Here is a 26,548-nt window from a genome sequence, read left to right on the forward strand (position 1 = left end):
GCGAATTCTCCATCTGGACAGCAACGATGAATCGACGACGCCGTGCCACCGCCGTGATTTGTTTCCTGAGCATCGGCATGGCCGGTTGCGCGATCTCACCGGAACGCGCCTCACCTGCTCCCGAAGGATTTTTCTCCGCGTGGGCCGCGCCTCAGGGAAGACTCGCGGAGCAAGCGCCGAATCTCAACGACTCGACCGTCCGAGTCGTTGTGCGCCCGACCATAGATGGCACGGCGCTGCGGATCAAGCTGGAAAACACGATTGCCAAGACGCCCGTGACGTTTGCGGCCGTGTACGTTGGCAAGCTCGACCGCGACGCCACTCTCGCCAACGGAACAAACAAACCGCTCACATTCGGCGGACAATCGAAAGTCACACTCGCTCCAGGCGCCGGCATCTACAGCGACGTCATCGATTTCCCCGTCAAGGCATTTCAACGCCTGGCCGTGAGCATGGATGTGATATCCGCCACCGAGGTCAGCACGCACGCCCTCGGCCTCGCATCGAACTACTACGCCGCCGGCCACAGGGCCCAATCCGAATCGGGCGACGGCTTCACTCTCCTGCCGACTCGCGCGCAAAACGCAGTGTCCTTCCCTGTGTACTGGGTCGCCGCACTGGATGTGAAATCGAACGCCACCGCCGGCACCATCGTGGCGCTCGGTGACTCGATCACCGACGGTCGTTGCAGCACCACCGATGCCGACGGCAACGTCGTGCCCGACCTCTATCAGCGCTGGACGGACATACTCGCCGAACGCCTGGCTTCCATGCCCAAGAGCTATGCGAAGGCCGTGGTCAATTCCGGCATCGCCGGCAATCGCGTGCTCGAGGAGGCAGTCACCGGCCCACCCGCGCTGGCGCGCTTCGACCGTGACGTGCTCGACCGCGCGGGCATCACGCACATCATTCTGTTCGAAGGCACCAACGACATTCACCGGGGCTCCACCGCGGCGGAGCTGATCGAAGGAACCCGACAGCTCATCGATCGTGCCCACGCGCGCGGCGTGAAGATCATCGGCGCCACGATGATCCCGCGTGGCCAGCCCGAAGTCACCGCGCGCGAAGGTTTCGACGAGACCAAAGAACGTTATCGCCTGGAGTTCAACGAGTGGGTCCGCAAGCAGGCGAAGTTCGACAGCATCATCGATTTCGAAGCCGAGATGCTGGGCGGCGGCACGTCTGCCCAAGGCGCGCAGATCATGAAGCGCGAATACAGTTGCGACTTCGTGCATCCGAATGGCGCAGGCCATCGGGCGCTGGGCGAGTCGATCGACTTGCAGCTATTCCAGTAACTCCGGCCCAAAAAAGGCGGCGCTGAATCCATCAGCGCCGCGGCCTCAAACGAGCAATCCCTCACTGTCTTCGCAGCGACAGCAAGTCGTACCGACTGTCATTTCACGACGGTCGGCTGAGTCGAGGGTTCCCAGATATCCGATGAAGTCGCGACCAGCTCCTTCATGTTGCTCCAGGGTCGCGCGCCGCTGACGCTGCTCTTACCCTGCATCACCGTGTGGGCGAACGCGATCATGCGCTCGCGCACGCGCTTCTGTTCTGGCTCGGGCCACACTTCGTAAGGATGAGGAGCGCGAACGACGACCAGCTCCTTCGGTCCCTGCACGCGACGATAACTTTCCATCGTTCCCTGCAGCGACGCGGCGTAATCCCACAAGCCGCGCGCAAAGAACGCCGCCGGCCACTTGTGAATGCCCGCGAGGATGGCGGAGCTCGGAAAGAACACCACGTTCTGCTCGACCGCGGTGCCGCCGATGAACAACGTGCGATCCTCGCCCAGGCCGCGTGCTTCATCTTCGGCGCTCGGCCGGTCCATCACATAGCCCGGACCGCTGGTGAACTCCGCCATCAGGATCGCGCCCTTGATGCTCTTGTCACCCACCGGCGGCTTGCAGCTGATGGTGGGCATGTCGTAGGTACAGTCCTTGTCGAAATTCATGGTCATGGCCCAGCCGCTGGCCATGGTGCCGCGAGAATTGCCGAACAGCAGCACCGGTACGCCAGCCTCGGAACTCGCCCCATGAACGAGATCGGCAGCGGCACGGCCCTTGCGCGTTTCTCCCGAAGGAGCCATGGCTCGCAATCCCTCGCCAGTGCGCAAGCTCGCGACGATCGCAAGCAAGTCACGCCCCTGCTGCAACGTGTTGGTGTCGCTGAAACCGCTGGAGAGGCCGACGCCGCGCCGATCGTGGAGCAGCACATCGAAGCCGGCCGCGTTGAAGTCACTGGCGATCTCTCGCCACATCTGCTGTCCCGTGCCGCCGCTCTTCTCGCTCGGGAAACTGTTGATGGTGGTCTTGCCGTCCGGCTCGATGCGATACAGACGATCTTCCGGATGAGTGATGGCGGCGATGCGACCGCCACCGCCCGGCGTCATCACGATCAACGCACGACGCTTGCCGCCTTTGCCATCGTCGACGCCGTCGCCGCGGATGTACCAGCCGCGTAGCTTGACCGGGTCGGTCATGTTTTTATGAATCTGTTCGTGCGGATCCGGCGGCGCGGTGAACTCGACCGTGTAGGTCCGCGAATCCAGCTTCGCGATGGGCTCGTGGTAGGGCGGCGAGCCGAAAAACGCCGGACGCCGGATCGTCTTCAGATCGATCTCGCCCGTTCCGGTCAGCTTGCCCAGCAAGTGACGGTGTTTGGGATCCTTGGTGTGATGTTCCTTGTTGGGCGGGCGGCGCGCGTTGATCTGTTTGGAGACGCGCTCGTAACAAACCTTGTCGCGCTTACACTCGGCCCAGCGTTCGCGCAGCTTGGCGTCGCTGAATTCGTCGACGTAGAAATCGCCCTTGTAGCCCGGCGGCGGATATACCCCCACCGTCGAAAAGGGAATGCAGGTCTTCTCGCCCGCCGAGGTCGGCAGCAAATAGCCGAGCATCATTCGATCGCGGTCATACCCGACCCGCGCTTCGCAATCCGGAGGTGGCGTGCCCGGCTTCTGGTCCGCCGAAGCGTACGCTGGCAGAGCCACGAGTGCGGCGATCGACCATGCCAGATGAAAGTGTCGTGGCATTCAATGCTCCCCTGTTGCAATGTTATATGGCGCCGGCCCCGCCGAGGCGAGGCCGGCGCAGGATCAGCGGTCGCGAATCACGACCATGTTCCCGTCAGCGTCGGCAGGCGCTGCTCCGCTGAATTCAGATTGACGCTGCGATCGATCGCGACGCTGCTGCCGGAGAACGTGCACAGCACCGTGTCCCGGAACGCGGTCTCGACGAACTGCCAGGTCATTTCCAATCGATTCGGCGCGAGCCAGCGCGCTCCGGCGATCACGCTCTGTCGCTTCGGACGATACTCATGATGCAGGCGATGGCCCGTCATGCTCGTATGCTGCTCCAGATACTCCGCGAACCCGGCGGTGATCTCGTGCTCGCCGTCGGCATCGCTCATGCGATACGTGCACGCCCCTTCCATGAAGTCGAACGAGATCCAGCGCACGCCTTGATCGTTGGCTTGCACAGTAAGGCGCTTGCCGTCGAGCTTCGACGCCAGCGGCGAATCGGTGCTGTTGAGCGTCGGCAGCAGATGCAACTGCGCGGTGTGCTGAGTCAGCTGCTTGGTCGCAGCGCTCGGCGGCAGCTTGGCCTTGCCCAGCGCCGCGGGGAAATGTTTCCAGATGAGCGGCTTGAGCTTCTTGCTGCCGTCGATGGCCGAGAACACGGCCAGCGTCGTATCGTGCTCGGGGAACACCACGGTCATCTGCGTGAACAAGCCCAGCGCGTAATACGCGTTGCCCGGTCCCATCCACCATTGGTAACCGTAAGCGCCGTCGGAATCGCCTTCGGTTTGTTTGGTGGTGGCGGCTCGCACCCACTTCTCCGACAGCACGCGCTTGCCGTTCCATTCACCCATGCGCGAATGCACGGCGCCCAGCTTCACTGAAGCAGCAGTGTTCCAGCTCAGGCCGTTGCCGCCCGGGCTGATGCCGCCGGGGCTCGTGTCCCAGGTCCAGCGATCGATGCCCATGGGCTCGAAGAAGCGCGGCCTCAGATACTCCGCCATGGACTGGCCCGTGGTCTTGCTGACGATGGCGGACAGCATGTAACTCGCCGCGCTGGTGTACTGAAAATGCGTGCCGGGCGCATGGACCACCGGAATCTTCAAGAACTCGGCCACCCAGCTGGTCTTGATCGGCCGCCACACCGAACCCGAGGTCTCCTGATCGTGGCCGCAGCGCATGGTCAGCAGGTCGCCCACCGTCATGGCGCGCAGATTGGCGCTCGCATCGGCCGGCACGAGCTGCGGATAGAACGACACCACCTTGTCCTGCAGACCGAAACGGCCTTCGTCGATGGCCAGGCCCACGGCCACGGCGGTGACGCTCTTGGTGAGCGAGTGCGTCATGTGGATCCGGTCCGGACGATACGGCCACCACCAGCCTTCGGCGACGACGTGCCGATTGCGCATCAGCATGAAGCTGTGCAACTCCAGCCCGGCGCCTGCGACTTCTTCGAGAAACGCGAGAATCGCGGCGGAAGATACGCCCTGCTCCTCGGGCGTGCTGCGAACCAGGCCGTCGCGATACGTGCCGTCAGAGAGCACCGGCGCGACGCCTTGGGGCAGGTCGCGTGAAGCGCTGACTCGCGCGATCGCGCCGTTTGCGATCAGGTAAGCGCCCCCTCCCATCACCAAGGTCCCGAACTGCCGACGGGACAACTGCACGCGCTCCGCTTTGCCAGCTCGGGTCATCGCTTTCACCGAAGATCTATAGGGAATTTGCCGTGCACCGGATCTTGAGAGCGCAAGCTTTCACGAGCCTGTCGCCCGATCTGTCCTCAGGGCACATCCGATGGTTGCACGCGCAACCATCGGATGTCCTTCAGCTTTGACAGCCTGATGACAGCCGGCCGCCACTAGCATCCTCCTGCCGGGGGGAACTGCCGGCGCAACCGAGAACGTTACTAAATGCTGGCAATCTTGGCATTCACGATGGTCGCCACGTTCATGACGCTGATCATGACCAAGCGACTGTCCGCGCTGGTGGCCTTGATCCTGGTCCCGACGCTGTTCGCCGTCGGCATGGGGTACACCGCGGGCCTGGGCGACATGATGCTCGAAGGCGTGCGCGACCTCGCGCCCACCGGCGTGATGCTGATTTTCGGCATTCTGTACTTCGGGCTGATGATCGACGCCGGCCTGTTCGATCCGCTGATCAAACTCATCGTGCGTCTCGCGCACGGCGACGCGATGCGCATCACCATCGGCACGGTCGTGCTCGCCCTGCTCGTGTCCCTCGATGGCGATGGCACGACCACTTACATGATCACCACCGCCGCCCTGCTGCCGCTGTATCGGCACATGAAGATGGATGTGCGGATCATGGCCTGCCTGATCATCATGTCGAGCGCGGTGATGAACCTGCTGCCTTGGGGCGGACCGACGGCCCGCGCCGCGACCGCACTTCAGCTCGATCCGCGCGACGTGTTCGTCGGGCTCATTCCTGCCATGGTGGTCACGGCGATCTGGGTGCTGATCGTCGCCTGGATGTTCGGCGTTCGCGAGCGCAAGCGCCTCGCCGCGCTGAGTCAGCAGCTCACCGAGGAAGAAATGAGCGGCGAAGCAGTCGTGGCTCACGACGCCGGCGACGTGAAGGCGCGGCGACCGCAGTTGATGTGGCTCAACCTGTTGCTGACCGGCGCGCTGATGGTGTGCCTGATCACGGGCGTACTGCCGCTCGCCATTCTGTTCATGCTCGGTTTCGCGATTGCATTGATGATCAACTATCCATCGCTGCAACAGCAGCGCGAGCGCATCTCGGCGCACGCCGGCAACGCGCTCGCCGTGGCGGGATTGGTGTTCGCCGCCGGCATCTTCACCGGCATTTTGTCAGGCACCAAAATGATCGACGCCATGGCGGACTGGATCATCGCCTGCGTTCCGCCCACGCTCGGCCCGTACATGGCGCCCATCACCGCGTTGCTGAGCATGCCGTTCACGTTCCTCATCTCCAACGACGCGTTTTATTTCGGCATGCTGCCGATCCTGGCGAAGACCGGGGCGGAGTACGGCATCAGCGCCATGGACATGGCGCAGGCCTCGCTGGTGGGCCAGCAGATCCACCTGCTCAGCCCGCTGGTGCCCTCGACTTATCTGCTCGCCACCATGGCGGGCATCGAGTTCGGCGAGCATCAGCGCTTCACGCTGAAGTGGGCGCTCGGCAGCTGTATCGTGTTCTTGCCAGCGTGCCTGGTGCTTGGGATCTTCCCGCTATGCGCGTCAGCGCCAGCCGGGCCAAGCTGATGACCGCCAGGCAACGCTAACTTTCACCGACGACCTTCAGGAGCAGCGCCTTGATCACAGGATCGCGACGTAGGAAATCATTGTCCCTGTCCGTGCTCGGCGCGGTGCTGATAGGCGGCGCGCCCCTAGCGCAAGCCTCGACAGCGGCCGATTGCCCCACCTGCTTTCGCGAGCTGTACAAGGAACTGGTCGAGACCAATACCACGCTGTCGGCCGGCGATTGCACGCTGGCCTCCGAACGCATGGCGGCGCGTTTGAAGCAGGCGGGCTACTCCGACAGTGACGTGCGCGTCGTCGTCCCGGAAAAATTTCCCAAGCAAGGCAACCTGATCGGGCGCGTCTCCGGCAGCGACAAGTCCTTGCCCCCCGTGCTGCTGCTCGCTCACATCGATACGGTCGAGGCCAAGCGCTCCGATTGGGCGCGCGATCCGTTCGTGCTGGTAGAAGAGAATGGTTATCTCTATGCGCGCGGCGCCATCGACGACAAGGCCATGGCCGCATCGTTCGTCGATGCGTTCATCCGGCTGCGCAAGGAAGGCTTTCGACCCAAGCGCACCATCAAGATGGCGCTCACCTGCGGCGAAGAGACGGATAACTTTTTCAATGGCGTGCGGTACCTGCTCGCCACCGAGCCGGAAGCCATGCAAGCCGGCTGGGTGGTGAACGAAGGCGGCAAAGGCCAGCTCGACGAACAGGGCAAGCCCGTGTCGTTCGGCATTCAAACCGGCGAGAAGGTCTATCAGGACTTCACCCTGGTCGCGACCTCTCCCGGCGGCCACAGTGCGCGCCCCACCGACGACAACGCAATCAATCGGCTGGGCGAGGCGCTCGTGCGCGTCGGCTCTTATAAGTTTCCGATCAACCTGACGCCCGTCAGCAAGGAATTCTTCCGTCGCTCGGCCGAGCTGTACTCGGGACAGACGCGCATCGACATGGCCGCGATCGGCGCCGGCAAAGCCGATGACGCCACTTACGAGCGCGTCGCCACGAATCGTCTCTGGAATGCCTTCATGCGCACGACCTGTATCTCCACGACAATCAACGGCGGTCATGCCAAGAACGCGCAACCCCAGCGCGCGGAATCCAACATCAATTGCCGGATCATGCCGGGGGAAAAGGTGACTGACGTGCACCGCCAGCTCCAGGATCTGATCGCGGATCCGAAAATCACCGTGACGCTGGCCGACGCGCCGGGACCGCAGTCGCCCGCGCCGGAGCTCACCTCGAAAGTTTTACAGCCAGTCGAAAAGATCGCTGCCGATCTGTGGCCGGGCGTGCCGGTGATTCCGACCATCAGCACGGGCGCCACCGACGGACGCTTCTTGAATGCGGCAGGCATTCCCACGTACGGTATCTCCGGCGTGTTCGTCGATCCCGATGGAAACGGCGTGCACGGCTTGGATGAGCGCGTGCGCGTTCGCTCGCTCATGGATGCGCGTGAGTTCTTGTATCGATTGGTGAAGGCCTACGGCAACGCTCGCTGAGCAGGAGACCGCCATGAGACTCGTCGAATTGCCGCAAATTCTCAGCGCCCTCGACGAAGACGCCGCGCTGACGGCGGTCGAGTCCGGGTTTCGACGATTCAGCGCGGGCGAGGCGCAGGTGGCCGAGGTCGGTCACCTCGCCTTCACCGAGCCGCCTGGCGATTGTCACGTGAAATCCGCGCACATTGCGGGCGACTGTGTGTTTGTCGTGAAGGTCGCGACCGGCTTTTATCGCAATGTGACGGTCGGTCTGCCCTCCAGCAACGGCTTCATGGCCGTCATCAGCGCCAAGACCGGAGAAGTGTTGGGACTGCTGCACGATCAGGGTTATCTCACGGATCAGCGCACGGCGATGGCTGGCGTGATCGCCGCTCGCGCCATCGCGAGACCGGGCTCGACGACGCTGGGTGTCGTTGGCGCAGGCACGCAAGCGCGTCTGCAAGCGCGAATGATCGCTCGCCGACTGGGGTTGAGCTCGGTGCTGGTGTGGGCACGAAACGATCGTGCCGCCGGTGCCTTGGCTGCCGAAGTGCATGGTTCGGCGGTGAGCCTGCCGCAGCTATGTGAGCAATCCGATCTGATCGTGACCACGACGCCTTCGACCGCACCGCTGCTGATGAATGAAATGATCCGCCCTGGCACACGCATCGTCGCCGTCGGCGCCGACAGCCCGGGCAAGCAAGAGCTGGATCCTAAAATTCTCGCGCGTGCCCGTGTCGTGGTGGATTCGCACGTGCAATGCGTGGGGCACGGCGAAGCTGGCTGGGCCGTTCGTGCCGGTCTGATCGATGCGAGCTCGCTGATCGAGCTGGGCTCGCTGCTCACCTCGCCCATCGACTTCGGCCGCGACGAAATCGTCGTAGCCGACCTGACCGGCGTAGCGATTCAGGACGTGGAAATCGCCAAGAGCGTCTGGTTCCGGCTCGTGTGAGCGAGCCGTGCTAGCTCACGGCGGCGATGAAAGTGTCCAGGCCGATGTTTCGTCCGCAGAGCACGACTGCGACGGTCTGGCCCGCATAGGCGATGGCCTGCTGCGCCAGCCCCGCGAGCGCGACGCCGGCCGCGCCTTCCACCATCAGATGTTCCTTCTCGGCGAGCATCCGCATGGCGCCGGCGATCTCTTTCTCGCTCACCAGAACGCGTCGGTCGATGACGGACTGACAGATCGGAAAGGTCACCGAGCCCGGCTCGATCGCGCCGGCAGTCGCATCCGACAACGTGTCGTACTCCTCGCAAGGAACGATTCTTCCCGCCTCGAGAGCCCGCAGCATGCAAGGCGACGCTTCGGGCCAGACACCGACGACTTTCACACGGGGATTGACGGCCTTGATCGCAGTGCCCGTGCCGCCAATCAGCCCGCCCGCGCCCACAGCGATGAACACGGCATCGAGACCAGGCTCCTGATCGAGCAACTCCACGCCAAGCGTGCCCTGCCCCGCCACCACGTCGAGATCGTTGTAAGGCGAGATGTATGGCAGCCCCGTTTCTTCGGCGCGACGACGGGCCGCGAGCTCCGCATCGAGCGGCTGACCGTCGATCACCACCAGCTCCGCGCCGAGCGCACGAATGCCCGCCAGCTTCGATGGCACCGTGGAGTTGGCGACGTAAACAGTGACTGCCACGCCCGCGAGCGCGCCAGCCCGAGCGACGGCCAATCCATGATTGCCCGTGGAAGCCGCGATCACTTTCGTCACGCCGCGCTGAGCCAAGCGGCGCACTTTGTTGGTCGCGCCGCGGATCTTGAACGAGCCCGTCGGCTGCATCGACTCGTGTTTCAACAACACGTTGCAGCCGAAAGCCGCCGACACAATGCTGCTGTGTTGAAGCGGCGTGACGGCGACCTGCGGACGAATCGCGCCGTGGGCTTCGACGATGTTTCGATACAGCTCCATCACCCGCTCCTGCAGTTCCTGTCAGCCACGCAACGCGCGGGAAATCGCTTCCAACCCGGCCTTCAGCTCGTCACGGCTGCTCCAGCCGTAACCGAGACGGAAGAAGCGATCCGACATTTCGAACCAGTGCCCGGGTCCGACGTACGTGCCGTACTCTTCCAGGAGCCGCTGGTAGAAAGCAGCGGTGCCGCCCGCGGGCTCTTCGCGCATGCGAGGGAAACATACCACGCCACCCCGCGGCCGGATCCATTCGAGCAGCGGTTCGCCCTCGATCCATTGCGTCACCAGCTGCAGGCGCTCGCGCATCTCCTTCAGCGTCGGCTGCAACAACTCCTGGCGACGCGAGAGCACCTGCTCCGCGATCCATTCGTCGATCACGCTGCCGCTGATGCTGATCTGCTCCTTGGCGGCGAGAAACAAGTGCTGCAGTTCGGGATCGCGCGTGATGAGCCAGCCAATGCGGATGCCCGGCACGCCGTAGGCCTTGGACAGCGACGAGACGCTGATGACTTTCTGGCCGAGCGAGGCCGCCTGCGGCAAGGCGCCGTCATAAGAGAGATCGCGATAGGTTTCGTCGACCAGCAGATAACAGCCTTTCGACTCCGCCAGCGCCACCAGACGACGCAATTCCTGTTCGGTGAGCATGACGCCGGTGGGATTGTGCGGACAGGTGACGCTGATGAGCTTGGTTCGCGGCGTGACGGCGGCGGCCAGCTGATCGAAGTCCAGATGAAAGCCGTTCTCGAAAGTCACATCGACGAAGCTGACCGCACAACCGATGGCCCGCGGCGTTTCCAGATTCGTCGCGTAGTTCGGCCGGACCACGACCAGATGATCCGACGAACCGAGCAGCGCGGTCGCCACGATGAACAAAGCGCTCGCGGCCCCGGTCGTGATCAACACGTCCGCCGCGCTCAACCCAGCACTGCCGGCCACCACCAGCGAACGCAGCTTCTCGCTGCCACGATGTTCGTTATAGAGCAGCGTCAGGTTGGGAACCGTGAGCCCCAGGCTGTCCAGGGTTTGATCGGTGATGGAGCTTTCCGAGAGATTGTTCTTGATCCGGGCGTACCCGTATTCCTCGGGAGCCTCGATCTCGATCGGCATCCGAACGTAACGCATGGCGGGACCTCGACGCTTCAGAAGCGCGCAGGATCTCGCACACGTCACGAGGCTGCCATCCCCCCAGGGAGGGAGGACCGTCAGGCGGCGCGCGCCTGGGCGAACAATTCGGCTAGCGAGCTCACGTTGAGTTTGCGGAAGATCGCCTTGCGATGATCCTTCACCGTGTGCCGGCTGATGTCGAGCCGCAAGGCGATGGCCTGCGATGAACAGCCCTTCAGCAACAGTGCGCATATTTCCTGTTCGCGTGGCGACAACACCGAGGCGACAATGGGCGCGGCTTTCAGGGCCGCGTGTTTGTCGAATGCCGCCGCGAGCGGCGCGGTCAAGTCGTTCAGCGCACGCAGCTTGCCGGTCGATATGGAGCAGCGAGCGCGCTCGCGATAAAAGCCCAGCTCCACTACACCGCCCCAAGCATCGATATACAAACCCACTTCTTCCATGCGCTGCGGCCAACCGACGGTGCGAAAGCCCAGCTCCTCCTCGGCCTCCATGACGATGTGAGTATTCACATCCTTCGCGTTCGTGAGCGCGCCGCCGGCGAAGTCACGAGCGCGACAGGCTCCTGCCGTCGGCACACGCGCCAGCATTGGATTGATCTTGTGCGTGAAGCCGACGTAGTTACGAATGCCTTCGCGGCAACCGATGCGGTCGAAGTTATCGAACAACACCGCAGGCGGCTCCGCGCGCCGATGCACGACGATGGCGGACAGATCGAATCCCAAAAATCGGCTCAACTCGCCCGCCGTCACCGACGCAAAGTCAGGTTCGCCGAGCGCGCCGATGAGCCGAGGAAGAATGGAATGTGTCATAGCAGGACTGCCAGTGGACTGCCCACAATCATCAGCTGATTCGAATCGCGGAGCAAGGCCGGAACTCGATGCGCACTCGCACGCTTACCTGTACTCGACAAAGGAGGTGCGTCATGCCCGAGATCAGCAAAGCGAAAGTCCTCATTCTTGCCACACATGGCTTCGAGCAGGATGAGTTGTTGGTGCCGCAGCGGAAGTTGAAAGAAGCTGGCGCGCAGGTCGACGTGGTGTCGCCCGAGAAAGGCCAGATCCGCGGCTGGAAGTTGAAAGACTGGGGCGAAAGCGTCGCGGTGGACAAGACGCTCGATCAAGTCAAGGCGGACGACTACGACGCGATCGTCCTACCGGGCGGCCAGATCAATCCCGACCTGCTGCGCGTGAATCAGCAGGCGTTGCAATTGATTCAATCGTTCCTGGATAGCGGCAAGGTGGTGGCCGCGATCTGTCATGCGCCCTGGCTGCTGGTGCAGCTGGACGCGGTGCGTGACAGACAAGTGACTTCGTACCACTCCATCAAGACCGACGTGATCAACGCCGGCGGCAAATGGGTGGATCGCGAAGTGGTGTCCGACCAGGGCATCGTCACCAGCCGCAAGCCGGACGATCTCGACGCCTTCTCGGCCAAGATCATCGAAGAGATCGAAGAAGGCAGTCACTCACGCCAGCGTCAGAGTTCGCGCGCGAAGCGCGGCGAGCAACGCCCCGGCGTTCATTGATCGGCGAATGATGTAGCCGGGGCGACTCTTCGCCCCGGCTACATCGCGCCCCCACGGCAACCACCCTCACCCGCCGCAAAACGCTTCGGGATGTTCCCGAATCTTGTCGATGCGTAATGCACTCAGACTTTCGTCGAGCTGATAGAAACAGTCTTCCAGCAATTGCAACCGCCACGACTCGTACGCATCGATCAGCTCACGCCCGTCCGACACGAAACTCGTCCCGCACTCCTCCGCATACACCCGGTTCGCTTCGCGCATGAGCTGCGAGTGCTCGCGAGCCGAGAAGAACTCGAAGGCAGCGACGGCGTCGTCGGCGAACTGGCCCGCCCAGTTCCAGAAGTAACGCACGAAACCGCCGTTGATCACTTCCGACTCGACCGTCCAGGTGAGATACAACGCCCGCATCCCCGGCGGCAGCTCGTTGACCACGCCTACTTCATCCTCGTCTTCCCTGCGATTCGCCAGCCGGGCATCCACGTAGTCGATGATGAGACGTTCGATCTGATCGTCGGCGGCGGTCGCCAACGCAAACTCGTCAAGCCCGCCAGTCGCCTGACGCTGGGGTCCGCGCTCCGGGGGCTTGACGCCTCTACTCATAGAATCCCATCTCAGGGCGCCGGCGGCGCGAAGTCGGCGGTGGCGATCAGATTGTTCTGCACCGTCACGGGCTGAGCAGGCGCGAACGTCAACACGTCGTCCAGGGTCGGATCGTCATCGCTGCAAGAGAATGCGACGGTGTACGGTCCCGGCGGCAGAAAGGCCGCGTGATACCGATAGCTGGTGGCGCCGTTCTCGATGCCGACGCTGGCGACCAGCAACGGATCCACATCGGCCGCGACCACCGCTTCTTCCAGGTCATCGGGCGTAATGCCGCTGCCGGAGAAGATGTAGACGTTGGGCAAGCAAGCTTCGGTGACCAGCGCGCTGTCGATCGCGCCCGCGATGGCGCCGACGTTCGCATCGTCCACTACCCGCAGCGTCGGGCGCATCAGATACGCCTGGGAGCAATCGGGCGCCCCGCCCTCCTGGCCCGGCGGCGCGTGGATGGACTTACGCAGGTCGAAATCGATGGTCAGCGCGACGCTGCCGTCGGCCGGCAAAGTAAAGCCGCGATTGAGCTTCAAACCGGATTCCGCGCCGCTCGGCACGCGCAGCTCGCATTCCTCGCCCGTGTTGAGAACGAGATAAGAGTCGCGAACGTTGGTTTGGTTATCGACGATCAGGCGCAGCCACTCGTAGCGCCCGGCCGGCAAAGTCACGTTATCCAGCAGCAGCGCCGCACGGCCTTCCTGATATTCCAGCAGGTCCAGCTGCCGGGGCGAAGGCGACAGGGTCTGCACGGTTTCGGCCGCTTCCCCTTCGCGCTTGAAGGCCACGCCGCTGAACTGCACGACCACGCTGCTGGCGTCGTCGATCGGGGCGTCGGTCACGGACACGCGGACTCGTCCTTCGCCCGGTGGGTCGTCCCCGCCACCGCATCCGGTCAAGGCGAACAGCACCGTGCTCACCAGCATCGTCCAGATCAAGCTGTAGATGATCGAGCCGGTCATCCGCAGCTGATTGTCATTGATCATTCGCAGTCTCGCTCCCAAACACGGCGCGGCACATTGCGCCCTCGAAGAGCTGACACGGACTTCCCGGCTAAACGGTTCCACTCACACTGTGATGGAACCATTCGACAGAACGATTCGTGTGAGGCTTAATGGAGCTCATGGTTCTGCAGAAGCGCGCCCGTCCGTCGCATGCCAACGCGGCAGCCGAGTTCGACCATCTGCTGCGGGATCACGTCCCGGCCTTGTATCGCGCCGCTTATAGATGGACCGGCGCGGTGGACCGCGCCGAAGACCTGGTGCAGGAGCTGCTGGTCCGGCTCTACCCCAAACTCGACGAGCTGCGCGAGCTGGACCGCATCCGGCCCTGGGCGTTACGCGTGATGTATCGGATCTTCGTGGATCAGGTCCGGCGCGAACGCAGCTCGCCCGTGCAGTTCGGCACCGACCCCGTCGAGGGCGCGGAGGACGAAGGTCAGGAGCTGATCGATCCGGCGGCCGGGCCCGCCGAGCTGGTGGAGCAGGAGTTCACACAGGAGCGGGTGATGGCGGCCTGGGAGCGCTTGGGCGAAGAGCACCGCGTGGTATTGTCGATGCACGATATCGAGGACTACAGCCTGCCGGAGCTGGCGCAGATCATGGACGTGCCGCTGGGAACGCTGAAGTCACGCTTGCACCGGGCCCGCGCCCGCCTGAGGGAATTGCTGGCGACGGAACGAAATCCGCCGCTGGCTCGTGTATGAAGCGTCGGCCCCCCGTCGTCACGATCTGACATTCAGGCACACCGTGGATAGAGACTCCGAAATTCTGCGCCGGGCGCTCAAGCGCATCCCTGCGCCGGAGCCGCGCCCGGAATTCATCGACCGGGCGTTCGCCAAGGCCACCGGTCAGGCGCAGGCGGCGGCGCAGCCGCGTCGTGGCGCCCTGTCGCACCTGGTCAGCCGCTGGGAAACCTGGACCGGCGCGCTGGTCGGCGCCGCCGTCGCCGTCGTTCTCACATTATTTCTGTTACGTCCGGCGGACCTGAACCCGGCGGACATCACTCTCGCCCTGAACGAAACCCGCGCCATCGACGTGCTGATCGATTCGGAGCGCGCGCTCGATGACGCGACCATCCGCATCGTGGCCACCGGCAGCGTGGCTCTGGACGGGTTCGAGAGCGACCGCGAAATCGACTGGCAGACGCATCTCGCCCCAGGCAACAACGTGTTGTCGCTGCCAGTGGTGGCTCGGTCGACGGGAACGGGTCAGCTGGTCGCGGTCATCGAGCATGGCGGCCGGACCCGGCGCGTGACGGTCACCCTCAACGTCCTGGAGAGCGAGTCTTCACGAACATGACGCCGGTCACAATCCAACCCTTGCCACCCTGGCGGCGGACGACGATCATTCAGGAACGAGTGAGGTACGTATCCATCATCGCCCTGTGCTTGCTGGCGCACGGCGCTCTGGCGCAACAGCAGACCGATTCGAAGCCCGAGCGGAAGGCCGACGACCTCGACGTGACCATGCAGATCATCGTGGACCCTGATGCCAAGCTGCCCGACGAAGTCGTTCGCCGAATCTCGCTGCCTGAGCGCAAGTCCGCTGCCCCGTCCGCTGCCGCCGAGCCCGCCAACGAGCCAGCCCAGCCGGACAACGAGCGCGCTCGCGAAGCTAAGGAGCTGGGCCGCGAAGTTGGGCAATCCGCCAAGGAGCGCGCCAAAGAAGCGGCCGAACAGCGCGAGCAGGCGCGGCGCGCCGAGGCCGAAGACCGGCGCCGTGACAATCCCGACCGTCCCGATCGACCGGACCGTCCGGATCCTCCGCGCCCGCCTCGCAACTGATAGCTTTCGCCTGCGGCCCTCCTGCGCCGCATTGCTGACCCTCGCCTTGTTTCTAGCCGGCCCCGAGTCGCGGGCCGCCACCGACGAAGCCAACCGACAGTTCCGAACCGGCAGCACTGCATTCCAGGCTGGCGACTACGCCCGGGCGCTCGATGCGTTCGAAGTGGCCCTGGCCTCGGGCATGTCCGGCCCCGCGGTTCATTTCAACATCGGCGTCGCCGCCTATCGCCTGGGCGATTACTTGCGCGCGGAGGCTGCTTTTCAGGAAGTGGCCCGCACTTCGAGCATGGCCGCGCTCGCTTATTACAATCTCGGCCTCGTCGCCAACGCCCGCGGCGATTCCACTGCAGCGACGGAGTGGTTTGCCAAAGTGGAGCCGGCCACCACGGATGAGCGCCTGCGCGCCCTGGCAGCGTCCAGGCTCGCCGAGCTTCAACCACAGTCGCAGCCTCCGCTGCCGCCGCGCCCCTGGGTCGGCTTTGCCGCGTTCGGCTTGGGCCATGATGACAATGTCGCGCTGGTCTCCGACGCCAACGTGCTCGGCATCACCGATAGCGAGGACAACTTCGCCGACCTGCAGCTCGCATTGAGCACTCCACTGAGCGACGCCTGGCGCGTCGATGGCGGATTGCTGTACACGGACTATCAGGACCTGGATACGTTCGATCAGTTGAGCACGTATGCGGGTGCGCGCTATCGCTGGACGCGCGGCGACTGGCGAAACGATGCCGGCCTGCGTCTCGGTTATTCGCTACTCGACGGTTCGGGCTTCGAGAGCCGGCAAACGCTTTCCGTGCAGACACGCCGCGGCCTGATGCCGGATGTCGAATTGCGGGGGCGCTATCGCTTTCATCACATCGACGGCCTCAACGAATTCAGCGGGCTGAGCGGCCTGCGTCACGAAGCTGGCGCCGCTATCAATTGGACGCGCGCCAGATGGAACATCGATGTCGGCTATCGATTCGAAATCGCCGATTACGACGATGCAGCATTATCGGCGACACGTCACGAGGTGCGAGCCGATGTCGAGCGCGCCATCGACAATGACTGGACGGTGCTGCTGGAAGCTTCGCTTCGTCACAGTGACTATGACGCCGACGTAAACGGCGCCGAAGATCGCACCGAGCTCGCCCTGTCCGTGACCAGAGCGTTATCTGCTCGCTGGCGCCTGGCGGTCCGACACGCATATTCCGAAAACCAGGCCGACCTTCCCGATTTCGACTACCGCGGCAATCGCTTCTCCGCCGGCGTCGAAGCCACCTTCTGACCCGTCCGTATTCTGCCGGCTTGCGGATCAGGCGCGACCGGGCACAATTTTCAGCATGGGGTTGCGCGTCGCGACACTTCGCCTGAATCGTCGCGCACGCAAATCAAATATTACCTACGCGGAACGGAGCGCCTTTCTGGCGCGTTTGATGTCCGCACAATTTACAAGTCAGAAGTTCGGGTGCCATCTTGCCCAAATTTCTCTTAGTGGGTCCCTATGATCCACACTGCGGGGAGTACACCTTTCTAGCGCCGCCTCTGGGCGTGTGGCGATTGGCCGGAGTCCTGGCCGAGCGAGGGGTGGATGTAAAAGTTTTCGATCCCAACTGTTGCGTGGGGCCGCCCGAGCGCGCGCTCGAAAAAGAAATATTGCGCGATACGTGGGACGTGATCGGCGTTTCCACGACCGGCATGACTTTGAAGTTCGATCTGGAGCTGGCGCACCTCGCCCGCCGGCTCGCGCCCAAGGCGTTCATGGTCGCAGGTGGGATGGAAGCGACGTTCCGCCCCGAGCTGATGTTCGATCTCGGGCCGTTCGATCGCGTGATTCTCGGCGAAGGCGAACGTCCGCTGCTCGAGATCGCCGAGCGACTTCGATCGCAACAGCCACTCGGCGGAATCGTCGGAACCGTCGAGCGCCGCGCCGATGGCACGCTGCTTCGACTGCCGCAAATGGCGATGACTCATGACGAGCTGCGCGCCGCCATCTTTTGCACGCCGTACGAAAGCATGCCGTACGAGGCTTATTGGGATCGCCTCGAAGCAGCCTATCGCGTCGGCGGCCTGCCCACCAAAGCGGCGCGCGAAGCGGCGCTCGCCGAGATTCGCTCCGTACGTTTGATCACATTGAACTACTGCCCCATGGGCTGCACGTTCTGTTCCTCGACCAATTTCCTGCACGAGGCACAGGGGACGGTAGCCTCGATCGCGCGACTGGACGCCGAAGAATGTCTCACGATGATCAAGCGCATCGTCGCGACGCATCCGCGCGTGCGGACCATCATCTTTCAGGACGACATTTTCGTCTTCTCCAAAGACCGTCGGGTCCTGCCGTTGTGCGAAGGCATCGTCGCCGCCAAGGAGGCCGGGGAGCTGCCGAAGCATCTGCAGTTCATCAGCACCAATCGCATCGACGCGATGACCGAAGAACGCCTGAGCGCGATGCGCCGAGCGGGGTTCCGCGTGCTTGGCTTCGGCATCGAAAACTTCTCGCGCAACGTGCTCAATGAGTTCAACAAGGGACAGATCCACCGTCACATCGAGCCGATGCTGAGCGCGACGCTGCAGCTAGGCATCACGCCGTTTCTCGATCTGATCCTCAGCTCGCCGCGCGCCACGCTGGAAGATGTGGCCGAGACGCTGAGCGAAGCCTATCGATGGCTGCGGCAAGGTTGTGAGATCGGCATGTATCCCTATGTGATTCCGTTCTCTGGCGCCGCATTCGCGCGCGATCCGACGCTTCGACCGCACACTGAATACGCCCACCGGCACGTAGAGGGCACCGACATCGAATGGCAGCAGGCCGCCAAGATCCTGCCGATCGATCCGGTGGTTCGCGAAGTGATATTGCAGATCGAGCGGAACTTCGAAGCGATGCTGGCGGAGCTGCAGCCACGCGCCGCTCACCTGCCCTCGCGTCTGCGTTCGCTGGTGTGGATTCTGGCTGGCGTGCCGGTGCTCGCCCAGCACGGAATCATTGTCGCCTCCGAGCAGGAAGTGCGGGCCGAGCTGGAATCCCGCTTACCCCAAGTTCGGAGGGCGACGGCCGCACGCGCCGTCGCGATGGCGTGAAATTCAACACTCCCTGGAGCCTGCTGGCGCCGCTGGGGGTCTGCGCGCTGCTGGCAGGGTGGATTGCTCTGTCCGCGGCGAATCTGCAGACCGCGAGCTTCTCGCTGCTGGTCTATGGGCTGGCGAATCTGATCGTCTACACCGACGCTCTGGATTTCATCCTGCGTCTGCACGTGCGACGCAGGCACATCGCCACGGCTCCCACCGAAGAGAATCGGCACCTCTCCATCGACTTGTCCGCCGCGCTGCCGACGGGAGCACGCCAGCTCGTGCCGGTGCGGCCGTACGCCATCATCGCCTCCATTCACAATCTGGAGCCGCTGCTCGATGAGTTCATGGACGCTTTCGCGCCCTATCGCGACAAAGTCTGGCTCATCAGTGACGGCTCGACGGACGCGACCGTGCTTCGCCTGCGTCACGCCGGCTGGCGTTGCTTCGATGACGGCGTGAATCGCCGCAAGCCAGGCGCCATCAAACGTTTGTTGGAACGGCTGCCGCCGCACATCGAGACCGTCATGGTCGTGGATCCTGACATCCGGATCCGCGACAAGAACGGCGGCAGCCGCATCGACTTCGAACGATTCGTTCGCGACTTCCAGCAATCCGGCGCCGCCGCGGTCTGCCCGCGAGTCATGATCGAGCCGGACGGTTTCCTCGCGCGCTTCCAGGCGTTCGAATACGCGCTGGCCTTTCGTATCGGTCGCGAAAGCCTCGCGGATTACAGCATCACCTCGGGTGTCTCCTGTTATCGTCGCAACGCCCTGGAACGCGCGCTCTCCGAACACAGTCAGTCGGTCTACGCCGAGGATCTGCAGAACGCGCTGATCCTGCTGAGCCATGGCGAACGCATTTATTACGATGGCCGGCTGGTGGTCAGCACCGAAGGTCCCGGCAACGTGCGGCGCTGGTTCTCGCAGCGCGTGGGCTGGTATTACGGGCTGTTGAAGGTCTACATCGAGCGCTTCAGCGAGATCTGGCGCATCAGCAAACGCACGCCGTTCGCCATGTATCACTTCGTGGTCTATCTGGGGGGGCTGTCACTGATCGTACATCCCCTGAAGATCATCAGCGCGCTGCTGCTGGTCCTTAGCTTCATCAGTGGCTTCGACAATCTGTTCCTGGCCAACGTGTTTCCACGCAACGCGCTGATCAATCCTACTTACTTCATCGCGGCCATCGGCAGCTATCTCGCTCTCGGTGTGTTCGCGTTGTTCACGGTGGTGCCCAAACAGGAGCGAGCCTACATCGCGCCCATCGTGCCGCTGTATTTGTTCTACGCCATTACTCACATCGCGCCGATGACGGTCGGCTACGTCAACTGGGTGGCGGTGAGGCTGTGGGGCCGTCGGCTCTATCGCGATCACTACGAACCGCTGCCAAGCGCCAGCACCACCCTGCCGCTGGAGGAGAAAACGAGTCTCATGCGGAGGGCTTCATGAACGCTCGTGGGGCGCCAGCGCCCGATCACTACCTGCCCCACCATTACTGGGAAGATCGCGCCCGTCGTTTCGCGGTCGAGGGCTCGGGCCTCGCTGCCGTGTGCTCGTATGGCATGCCGGAGTTCTACAACCGCATGATCCATTACAGCCAGTACCTGGCGCTGCGCCCGTGGCTCGGCATCACGCCAGGCACTCGGGTGCTCGATGTCGGTTGCGGCGTGGGACGATGGAGCACACTTCTGGCCGGACGCGGTGGCATCGTCACAGGCATGGACTTGAGTCCCACCATGATCGCGGAAGCCAGAAGGCGCGCGGAGCTGAAAAACGTTTCCAGCCGATGTCGTTTCCTGGTGCAGGACCTCGCGCATCTCGATGCCGGTGAAACATTCGACCTGATTCTCGGGGTCACGGTGCTCCAGCACATTCTGGATCCCGAGGCGCTCAAGTCAGCGGTGCAGCGAATGACCGAGCATCTGGCGCCCGGCGGACGGATGGTGTTGCTGGAGGCAGCGCCCGTGAGCATCGCCGACCATTGCGACACCACTGTGTTCCGGGCCCGTCAGCGGCACGTTTACCTGGATCTCTTCGCCCAGGCCGGAGTCGAGCTGCGTGCGATCAGCGGCGTCGATCCGGCGCCTTTCAAGACATGGTTGTTGCCACACTTGCGGCGATTGCCACGACCGCTCGCCGTGTCGGCGGTCGCGGCCGTGACGCTGCTGTCGACGCCCATCGATGTGATTTTCGGCAGGGTCGCCGTGCAACAGTCCTGGCATGCGGTGTTTGTCTTGCAGCGTACCGGAGGCGCCAATGCCGCTTAGCCGTCGCTCCACCATTTCCATCGCCGTCTTCGTGCTGCTCGTCGTGTTCGTCGGGCTGGGTTACTGGTATGAGTCGCGCCAGAAAACACCGGGCACGGCCACCAACACGGCGTCGATCGATGTCACCAGCGGCAACGATCGGGGGCCGGGCACGCTGCGCGAAGCACTGTTCAAGGCGTCAGCGGCCGATACCCCGGTCGTCATCGCGCTCAAGGTGCCGAAGATTACACTGGCTTCGACCTTGCCCCCGCTCGCCAACGCGCGCGGCATCCGTCTCGTGGGCGGCGAGCGAGCCACCGAGATCGACGGTAGTTCGTTGCCCACCGGCCCAGTACTCGATGTCGGCGGCGCGAATGTCTCCATCGAGAGCGTGAGGATTCGTAACTGCAGGGCGACCGCCATCGTATTGCGCGCCGAGCGCTTCAAGTTACAAACGACCACGATCGAGTCCTGCGACGTCGGCGTCGACGTCGCCGAGAATTCCAAACAGATCCTGCTGGAGCGCAATCGCTTCGCGGGCAACCGCGTCGGCGTGCGCTTTGCCGCTTCCAATCGCAATGCCCTGGTCGTGAAAAACGAATTCGCGGGGCACCGCGACGCCGGTCTCTGGGCGGTGCGCAGCGAGCCCGATAACGCCGGTGGCGCGATCGGCATTCGCGACAATCGCTTCACCAAGGAGCGCATCGGCATCATCACCGCCAATGTATCCGTGCTGATCGAACGTAACGAGCTGCTCGACTCGCAGGAGGCGGCCATGCAGTTGATGGGCACAGGCGCAGTGGCGCGCGGCAATCGCATCAGCCGCGGCGCCGCCATGGGCATCGTCGCCGAAAACGCGCGCGGCGCGGTCATCGAAGAGAACGAGTTCGACGGCCTCGCCGCCTACGGCATCATGCTCAAAGGCTCGGCCGACACGCTGGTCCGCGGCAATCGGATTCATAACAGCGGCTATGGGCTGGCGTTCGTACTCGGAACGCCGCGCAATCCCAGCAGCGCCATCGACAACACCATCATCGAGCCGAAAGTCACCGGCATCGACGTGATCGGCGACTCGCCCATTCTGCGTGGCAATCAAGTGATGCGGCCGCGCGGGCTGCCGCTCAAGGTGATCGACTTCGAGCCCGACGGCGGCGGCGAGAAGATTCGCTCTGCTCCGTTCCTCGAAGGCAACAATTTCAAGATGGGCCCGGCGACAGTCGCGGCCGGCGGTGCGAAAGCGCCCTCCGATGGAGTCGTGCAGCGATGAACATCGGCGACACCCAGCTGATGCCCGCGCCGACGTGGAGCGATCCACGCATCCATCTGTTGGATGACACGTGGCTGCTGACCATCTTCGCCATCCTGCTGGCGACGGTCGTGCCCTGGCTGGTCAGCTCGCTGGATATCAACTTTGTCGCCGCCTGCCTGGGGTTGCTTGCGCTCGGTGCGATCCACATTGCATTCACGGTCGTCGGCAAACCCGTGCGCGTGGGCGAACGTCGGCCCGTGCTCACGCTGCTGCACGTGGCGGGCATCGTCGTGGTCGGTTTCGTGTGGATGAACGCGGGCGGCTTGCAGAACCCCGCCTTCCTGATGGTGTTCGTCCTGCCCGTGGTGGGCGCGATCTTTTTATCTCGCTGGCAACCGTATTTGATGGCGCTGCTCGCGATAGTGGTGACCGCGGTCGTAGCGCTGGCGCAGGCGCCCGAGCTGCGTTGGTACGTGCCAGGTCTCAATACTGTCGGCTCATCGCTCGCCGTGATCCTGGGTCAGCAAGGCGCGGCCGCAAGCTCACCCTTCCCCGGCTTCTATGCGCCCTCCGCGTTCTACGCGGTGCTGCTGCAAGTCTTTGCGATCGTGATGTTTGCTTGCGCGGTCGCTGCCGAATATCTCGGGACGATCTTCGAGCGACTGCACTCGCACGTCGATGTCGCACGCGCCGAGGCCGAGCGCGGCCAGGAGTTCTGGACGACGTTGATCGAAGCGATGCCGTTTCCCGCGCTGCTCATCGACAGCGATACGCTGCAGGTGGTGTGCGCCAGCACGCGGGCATCGAAGTTCCAGAGCGGTGAGTCCCTGTCCGGCCGCTCGCTGTTCGAGACCATTCGCTTCTCCTATCCCGAGATGGTGCAGGAGCTGATCACGGGCGCCGGCGGCGTGGTGCCGCTGAGCATGATCAAGGTTGACGATCGGCTGCGCGCGACCGAGGTCCAGGTGCGTCACCTCACGCAAACGGGACGACGTTTCGCGCTCGTGGTCATTCAGGACAAGACCGAAGAGTTCACCGCGCACGCGGCGCTCGATGTGAGCGGTCAGGCCATGCTGGTCGTCGATTCGCAGGGGCGCCTGCTTTCTTTCAACAAACCCGCGCAGGCCTTGTTCGCCGCGCTCGACAAGGATGCCGACGCCGGACAGCTGCTCTCGCTCGGTGGCATGCCGCCCCGCTGGTGGGAACCCGGTCTCACCGGCCGACGCAAGATGCACATCGAGATCGGCCCGCGCGTCTACCAGGTCACCTGCTCCGCCACGCCGCTGCCTGGTGAAGATGAGCGCCTCTACATCGTCGCGTTCCTTCCCATGGGACGCGCGGCCATTGGCGAGCGCAGCAACATCGCGGGCGGATCGCTCGCCGACGCTCCGAAGAACAGCATCTCCAATTCAACGTTGGTGACACCCCCATGAGGCTTGCTCTCACCGCCCTGTGTCTCACGTCGATCGCGGCTGTCGCGCCCGCCACTGCCGCAGAGATCGACGCGCGTCCGCCGGACAAGCTGTCTCTCAGCGGCAATCGCTCGAACTTCCGGGACTCGGATGCCGATGGCGGCGGCGGTGCGCTGAGCTATCTGCATTACTTCACGCCCAATGCAATCGGCGGCGCCGGTGTGGATCATACGTTCGTCGAAGACACAAAGCTGACTTACGGTTCGCTGCGCGGCGCGTGGGGCCGCGGCGAAGCCAGCTCCCGCTTCAACGTCCTGGCCGAGGCCTACTACGGCGAGGGTGACGACGTTGGCCGCAAGTTCGACTATCGCGTGGGGGTCCTCGGCATCAGCCAGGCGCTCACCAGCAAATTATCCGTGCAGCTCGAGACGAAGCAGTTCGAGATCGATACCACGGACGGCAATCTGCCCAAGTTGGGGCTGACTTACGTCTGGACGCCACGTTTCGTGACCAATGTTTCCTATGCAAAGTCGGTCAGCGGCAATTTGGGCACCGAGCTCACCAGCGGGCGCGCCGACTACTATGGCAAATACATCAACTGGCTGGCCGGCGGCTCCACGGGCACCGCGAATCCAGCGGTTCTGGTCCCTCTGCCGGGCGTGATCGTGCCGCCGACCCATTCGACGCAAGGCTTCCTGGGCATCGGCAAGACCTTCAAGCGCGGCGAGCTGCAACTGTTGGGCGATTACCTCAAAGTCTCCGACAGCGAGAAAATCACGGTGACGTTGACCTTCACCGCGTTCCTGGGCTCGCGAGGGCAATGAAACTTTCGTTCTTCAAGCGCGGCTCGCAATGGGGGCTCACCCTGGTGGTGCTGGCCGTCGTCGTGCTGGCCGGTGGCCGCTTGATCGCACTGAGCGTCAACGAGCGCGCGGAACAGATGCGCTCCACGGCGGGAACGCTGGTCACGACCTATAGCCGCTCCATCGAACGGCAGCTGTCAGCGCTTGCTCAGCGTCAGCAAGGCGCGGGCGCGGAGCTGGATCAGCTGCTTTCCAAGCTGCAGCTGACCCGGCTGGTCGATGCCGATTATGACTTCGAGCTGTCGAAGGTGGATAGCGCGGGAAGCGCACCGAGAATATTCGTCAGCAGCAGGATCGAGCCGCTCGACGACGCCATCGTGAGTCGTATTCGCCTGCCCGAAGCGTACGCGGAGGAATTGCCCGGCGGATGGGTGCAGCTCGCGCTGCGACCCAAGGACGGTTGGTACCCGGCGCGCGAGCTTGCCGCCGCGATTGCATTGTTAGCGGTCGTGGCTTGGCTGCTGGCTTTCGCCACTCACGATCTCGTGCACAGCCTGCATCGCGCGCGCGACGCGCTCGCCCTCTCCCGTCGACAGCTGCAGGCGAGCAATCGCAAGCTCGCGATGGAAATCGAAGAGCGCGAGAACTTGCAGCAGAGCTTCGAGCACTCTCGTTATCACGATGCTTTCACCGGCCTGCCGAACCGGCGCTACTTCATGGACCAGCTCGACCGCGCGCTGCGCGAAGTTCGCACACGACGTCGCAAGCGCCTCGCGGTGATGCTCATCAATATCGATCGTTTCAAGCTCATCAACGATTCGCTCGGTCACACCGCGGGTGACGAACTGGTCGTGCAGGCCGCGCGCCGATTCCAGAAAGCGACGGCGAAGCTCGAATGCGTGCTGGCACGATGGAGCGGCGATCAATTCGCGGTATTGGTGTTCGACGTTGCATCCACCGATGCCGCCCTCGACATCGCCGGCGTACTGCAAGCAGAACTGCAACAGCCGTTCGAGTTGCGTAAACATCGTCTCAACGCCGCCGCTCGAGTCGGTGTCACGTGTATCGACTCCGGCCTGCAGCGCGCCGAAGAAGCCGTGCGTGAAGCGGACATCGCCCTGTCGGTCGCGAAAAAACATGACACTGCCACCGCCGTTGCGTATCAACCCGCGATGGGCGGTAGCGCCGCGAGCCTGGTCAGCCTGGAAGCCGACCTGCACGTCGCGCTTCAGCGTCGTGAGCTGCACATGATGTATCAGCCCATCGTCGATCTGCGCAATCGACGCGTGGCCGGCGCGGAATCGCTGTTGCGCTGGCGGCATCCCATCGAAGGCATGCTGACGCCGGACAAGTTCCTGGGTCTCGCCGAAGAAGTCGGTTTGATCGTTCCCATCACGCGCTGGACCATTCAGCAGGTCTGCACGCTTGCTGCGGAATGGCGACACCGATTGCCGCGCGAGCGAGATTTTTACCTCACCGTGAATGTTTCGGCGGCGGCCCTGCGCGATCCGGAGTTCACATCTTTCGTGGCGCGCGTATTGAAAGAGACCGGCACGCCGGCGCAAAACCTCAAGCTCGAACTGACCGAAGGCGGCCTCATCAGCAACCCCGGCGCTGCGCGTGACATTCTCGACGGGCTGCACAGTCTGGGCGTGGAAATGATGCTCGACGACTTCGGCACCGGCTATTCGTCGCTGAGCTACCTGCAGCTGTTCCCGTTCAGTTACGTGAAGATCGACCGACCTTTCGTGGACCGCGCCGGCAGCGCCCACGCCAACAGCGCTATCGCTGCGGCCATCGTGCAGATGACGTCGAGCCTGGGACTGAAATCGGTGGCCGAAATCGTCGAGACCGACGCCGCCGCGAAGGATCTGCAGAAGATGGGATGCGACTACGCGCAAGGATATTTCTACTATGGCGCGCTCGAAGCCGAAGAGGCTTTCCAAGTCCTGCGCAATGCCGACAGCTCCTTGCCCTCGGTCAAGCAGGCCGTCAGCGCCGGCGAGTCGGACGATGAATCGCCCACCATTTCCGAAGCCGTCGTGCTTTCCGACGAGACGCTCATGCTGCCGGCCGAGGAAGTGGCCGAGGAGCTCCGCCGCAAGGCGGCGGAGCACGACTGATCACT

At 63.5% G+C, this 26,548-nt stretch carries 23 protein-coding genes; 16 read left to right on the forward strand and 7 right to left on the reverse strand.

Annotated features, from left to right (window positions below; genetic code table 11):
- The first annotated feature begins 26 nt into the window (after nt 1–26).
- A complete protein-coding gene (locus VGD45_RS32955) occupies nt 27–1,295 on the forward strand; it encodes a GDSL-type esterase/lipase family protein (protein WP_331159668.1) in 1,269 nt (422 codons plus the stop codon).
- A gap of 98 nt (nt 1,296–1,393) precedes the next feature.
- Here the strand turns inward: VGD45_RS32955 and VGD45_RS32960 are convergent, their stop codons facing one another.
- On the reverse strand, nt 1,394–3,034 hold the full coding sequence (locus tag VGD45_RS32960) for a hypothetical protein (protein ID WP_331159669.1): 1,641 nt from the start codon (nt 3,032–3,034) through the stop codon (nt 1,394–1,396).
- A gap of 77 nt (nt 3,035–3,111) precedes the next feature.
- Entirely contained in the window at nt 3,112–4,710 is a 1,599-nt protein-coding gene (locus tag VGD45_RS32965; protein ID WP_331159670.1) for a serine hydrolase, read from the reverse strand.
- A 216-nt stretch (nt 4,711–4,926) separates the two neighbouring features.
- On the opposite strand from VGD45_RS32965, the gene VGD45_RS32970 reads away from it, so the two are divergent.
- From VGD45_RS32970 to VGD45_RS32980, 3 genes are read left to right on the forward strand one after another with little or no spacing between them, the layout of a single operon-like run.
- Complete coding sequence (locus tag VGD45_RS32970) at nt 4,927–6,261, forward strand: CitMHS family transporter (protein ID WP_331159671.1); 1,335 nt, start codon at nt 4,927–4,929, stop codon at nt 6,259–6,261.
- 53 nt (nt 6,262–6,314) lie between these two features.
- Nucleotides 6,315–7,745, forward strand: a complete 1,431-nt coding sequence (locus VGD45_RS32975; RefSeq protein WP_414717623.1) for a M20/M25/M40 family metallo-hydrolase — start codon at nt 6,315–6,317, stop codon at nt 7,743–7,745.
- A gap of 13 nt (nt 7,746–7,758) precedes the next feature.
- Nucleotides 7,759–8,676, forward strand: coding sequence for a hypothetical protein (locus VGD45_RS32980; protein ID WP_331159673.1), 918 nt, complete (start codon nt 7,759–7,761; stop codon nt 8,674–8,676).
- A gap of 10 nt (nt 8,677–8,686) precedes the next feature.
- On the opposite strand, the gene VGD45_RS32985 is transcribed toward VGD45_RS32980, so the two are convergent.
- The 3 genes from VGD45_RS32985 to VGD45_RS32995 form a co-directional block, all read right to left on the reverse strand.
- The gene (locus tag VGD45_RS32985; protein ID WP_331159674.1) at nt 8,687–9,637 is read right to left on the reverse strand and encodes a threonine/serine dehydratase; all 951 of its coding nucleotides are present in this window, start codon (nt 9,635–9,637) and stop codon (nt 8,687–8,689) included.
- Nucleotides 9,638–9,658: 21 nt separating this feature from the next.
- Nucleotides 9,659–10,759, reverse strand: a complete 1,101-nt coding sequence (locus VGD45_RS32990; RefSeq protein WP_331159675.1) for an aminotransferase class I/II-fold pyridoxal phosphate-dependent enzyme — start codon at nt 10,757–10,759, stop codon at nt 9,659–9,661.
- Between the two features lie 80 nt (nt 10,760–10,839).
- Entirely contained in the window at nt 10,840–11,571 is a 732-nt protein-coding gene (locus tag VGD45_RS32995) for a helix-turn-helix transcriptional regulator (RefSeq protein WP_331159676.1), read from the reverse strand.
- 113 nt (nt 11,572–11,684) lie between these two features.
- Here VGD45_RS32995 and VGD45_RS33000 point away from each other — a divergent pair, with 113 nt between their 5' ends.
- The gene (locus tag VGD45_RS33000) at nt 11,685–12,287 is read left to right on the forward strand and encodes a type 1 glutamine amidotransferase domain-containing protein (RefSeq protein ID WP_331159677.1); all 603 of its coding nucleotides are present in this window, start codon (nt 11,685–11,687) and stop codon (nt 12,285–12,287) included.
- Nucleotides 12,288–12,353: 66 nt separating this feature from the next.
- On the opposite strand, the gene VGD45_RS33005 is transcribed toward VGD45_RS33000, so the two are convergent.
- Nucleotides 12,354–12,887: a DMP19 family protein gene (locus VGD45_RS33005; RefSeq protein ID WP_331159678.1), complete on the reverse strand. Its 534-nt coding sequence runs from the start codon at nt 12,885–12,887 to the stop codon at nt 12,354–12,356.
- An 11-nt stretch (nt 12,888–12,898) separates the two neighbouring features.
- Entirely contained in the window at nt 12,899–13,864 is a 966-nt protein-coding gene (locus VGD45_RS33010; protein WP_331159679.1) for a DUF4382 domain-containing protein, read from the reverse strand.
- Between the two features lie 128 nt (nt 13,865–13,992).
- On the opposite strand from VGD45_RS33010, the gene VGD45_RS33015 reads away from it, so the two are divergent.
- From VGD45_RS33015 to VGD45_RS33065, 11 genes are all read left to right on the forward strand, one after another.
- Nucleotides 13,993–14,583 carry an RNA polymerase sigma factor gene (locus tag VGD45_RS33015; RefSeq protein WP_331159680.1) on the forward strand — a complete coding sequence of 197 codons (591 nt, stop codon included), beginning with the start codon at nt 13,993–13,995 and terminating at the stop codon, nt 14,581–14,583.
- A 43-nt stretch (nt 14,584–14,626) separates the two neighbouring features.
- A complete protein-coding gene (locus VGD45_RS33020) occupies nt 14,627–15,178 on the forward strand; it encodes a hypothetical protein (RefSeq protein ID WP_331159681.1) in 552 nt (183 codons plus the stop codon).
- Nucleotides 15,175–15,663: a hypothetical protein gene (locus VGD45_RS33025; protein WP_331159682.1), complete on the forward strand. Its 489-nt coding sequence runs from the start codon at nt 15,175–15,177 to the stop codon at nt 15,661–15,663. The genes VGD45_RS33020 and VGD45_RS33025 overlap by 4 nt, the downstream gene beginning before the upstream one ends.
- A 31-nt stretch (nt 15,664–15,694) precedes the next feature.
- A complete protein-coding gene (locus VGD45_RS33030; protein WP_331159683.1) occupies nt 15,695–16,930 on the forward strand; it encodes a tetratricopeptide repeat protein in 1,236 nt (411 codons plus the stop codon).
- A 206-nt stretch (nt 16,931–17,136) separates the two neighbouring features.
- Nucleotides 17,137–18,720 carry a B12-binding domain-containing radical SAM protein gene (locus VGD45_RS33035; protein WP_331159695.1) on the forward strand — a complete coding sequence of 528 codons (1,584 nt, stop codon included), beginning with the start codon at nt 17,137–17,139 and terminating at the stop codon, nt 18,718–18,720.
- On the forward strand, nt 18,717–20,159 hold the full coding sequence (locus tag VGD45_RS33040; protein WP_331159684.1) for a glycosyltransferase family 2 protein: 1,443 nt from the start codon (nt 18,717–18,719) through the stop codon (nt 20,157–20,159). Before VGD45_RS33035 ends, VGD45_RS33040 begins: the two co-directional genes overlap by 4 nt.
- Nucleotides 20,156–20,977 carry a class I SAM-dependent methyltransferase gene (locus VGD45_RS33045; RefSeq protein ID WP_331159685.1) on the forward strand — a complete coding sequence of 274 codons (822 nt, stop codon included), beginning with the start codon at nt 20,156–20,158 and terminating at the stop codon, nt 20,975–20,977. The genes VGD45_RS33040 and VGD45_RS33045 overlap by 4 nt, the downstream gene beginning before the upstream one ends.
- Complete coding sequence (locus VGD45_RS33050) at nt 20,967–22,223, forward strand: right-handed parallel beta-helix repeat-containing protein (protein ID WP_331159686.1); 1,257 nt, start codon at nt 20,967–20,969, stop codon at nt 22,221–22,223. The genes VGD45_RS33045 and VGD45_RS33050 overlap by 11 nt, the downstream gene beginning before the upstream one ends.
- A complete protein-coding gene (locus VGD45_RS33055) occupies nt 22,220–23,638 on the forward strand; it encodes a hypothetical protein (protein WP_331159687.1) in 1,419 nt (472 codons plus the stop codon). Before VGD45_RS33050 ends, VGD45_RS33055 begins: the two co-directional genes overlap by 4 nt.
- Nucleotides 23,635–24,441, forward strand: coding sequence for a hypothetical protein (locus VGD45_RS33060; protein ID WP_331159688.1), 807 nt, complete (start codon nt 23,635–23,637; stop codon nt 24,439–24,441). The genes VGD45_RS33055 and VGD45_RS33060 overlap by 4 nt, the downstream gene beginning before the upstream one ends.
- Nucleotides 24,438–26,543: a bifunctional diguanylate cyclase/phosphodiesterase gene (locus VGD45_RS33065; RefSeq protein WP_331159689.1), complete on the forward strand. Its 2,106-nt coding sequence runs from the start codon at nt 24,438–24,440 to the stop codon at nt 26,541–26,543. The genes VGD45_RS33060 and VGD45_RS33065 overlap by 4 nt, the downstream gene beginning before the upstream one ends.
- The last annotated feature ends 5 nt before the right edge of the window (nt 26,544–26,548 follow it).

Source organism: Steroidobacter sp. (genome assembly GCF_036402275.1).
In the GTDB taxonomy this organism is placed as follows: domain Bacteria; phylum Pseudomonadota; class Gammaproteobacteria; order Steroidobacterales; family Steroidobacteraceae; genus Steroidobacter.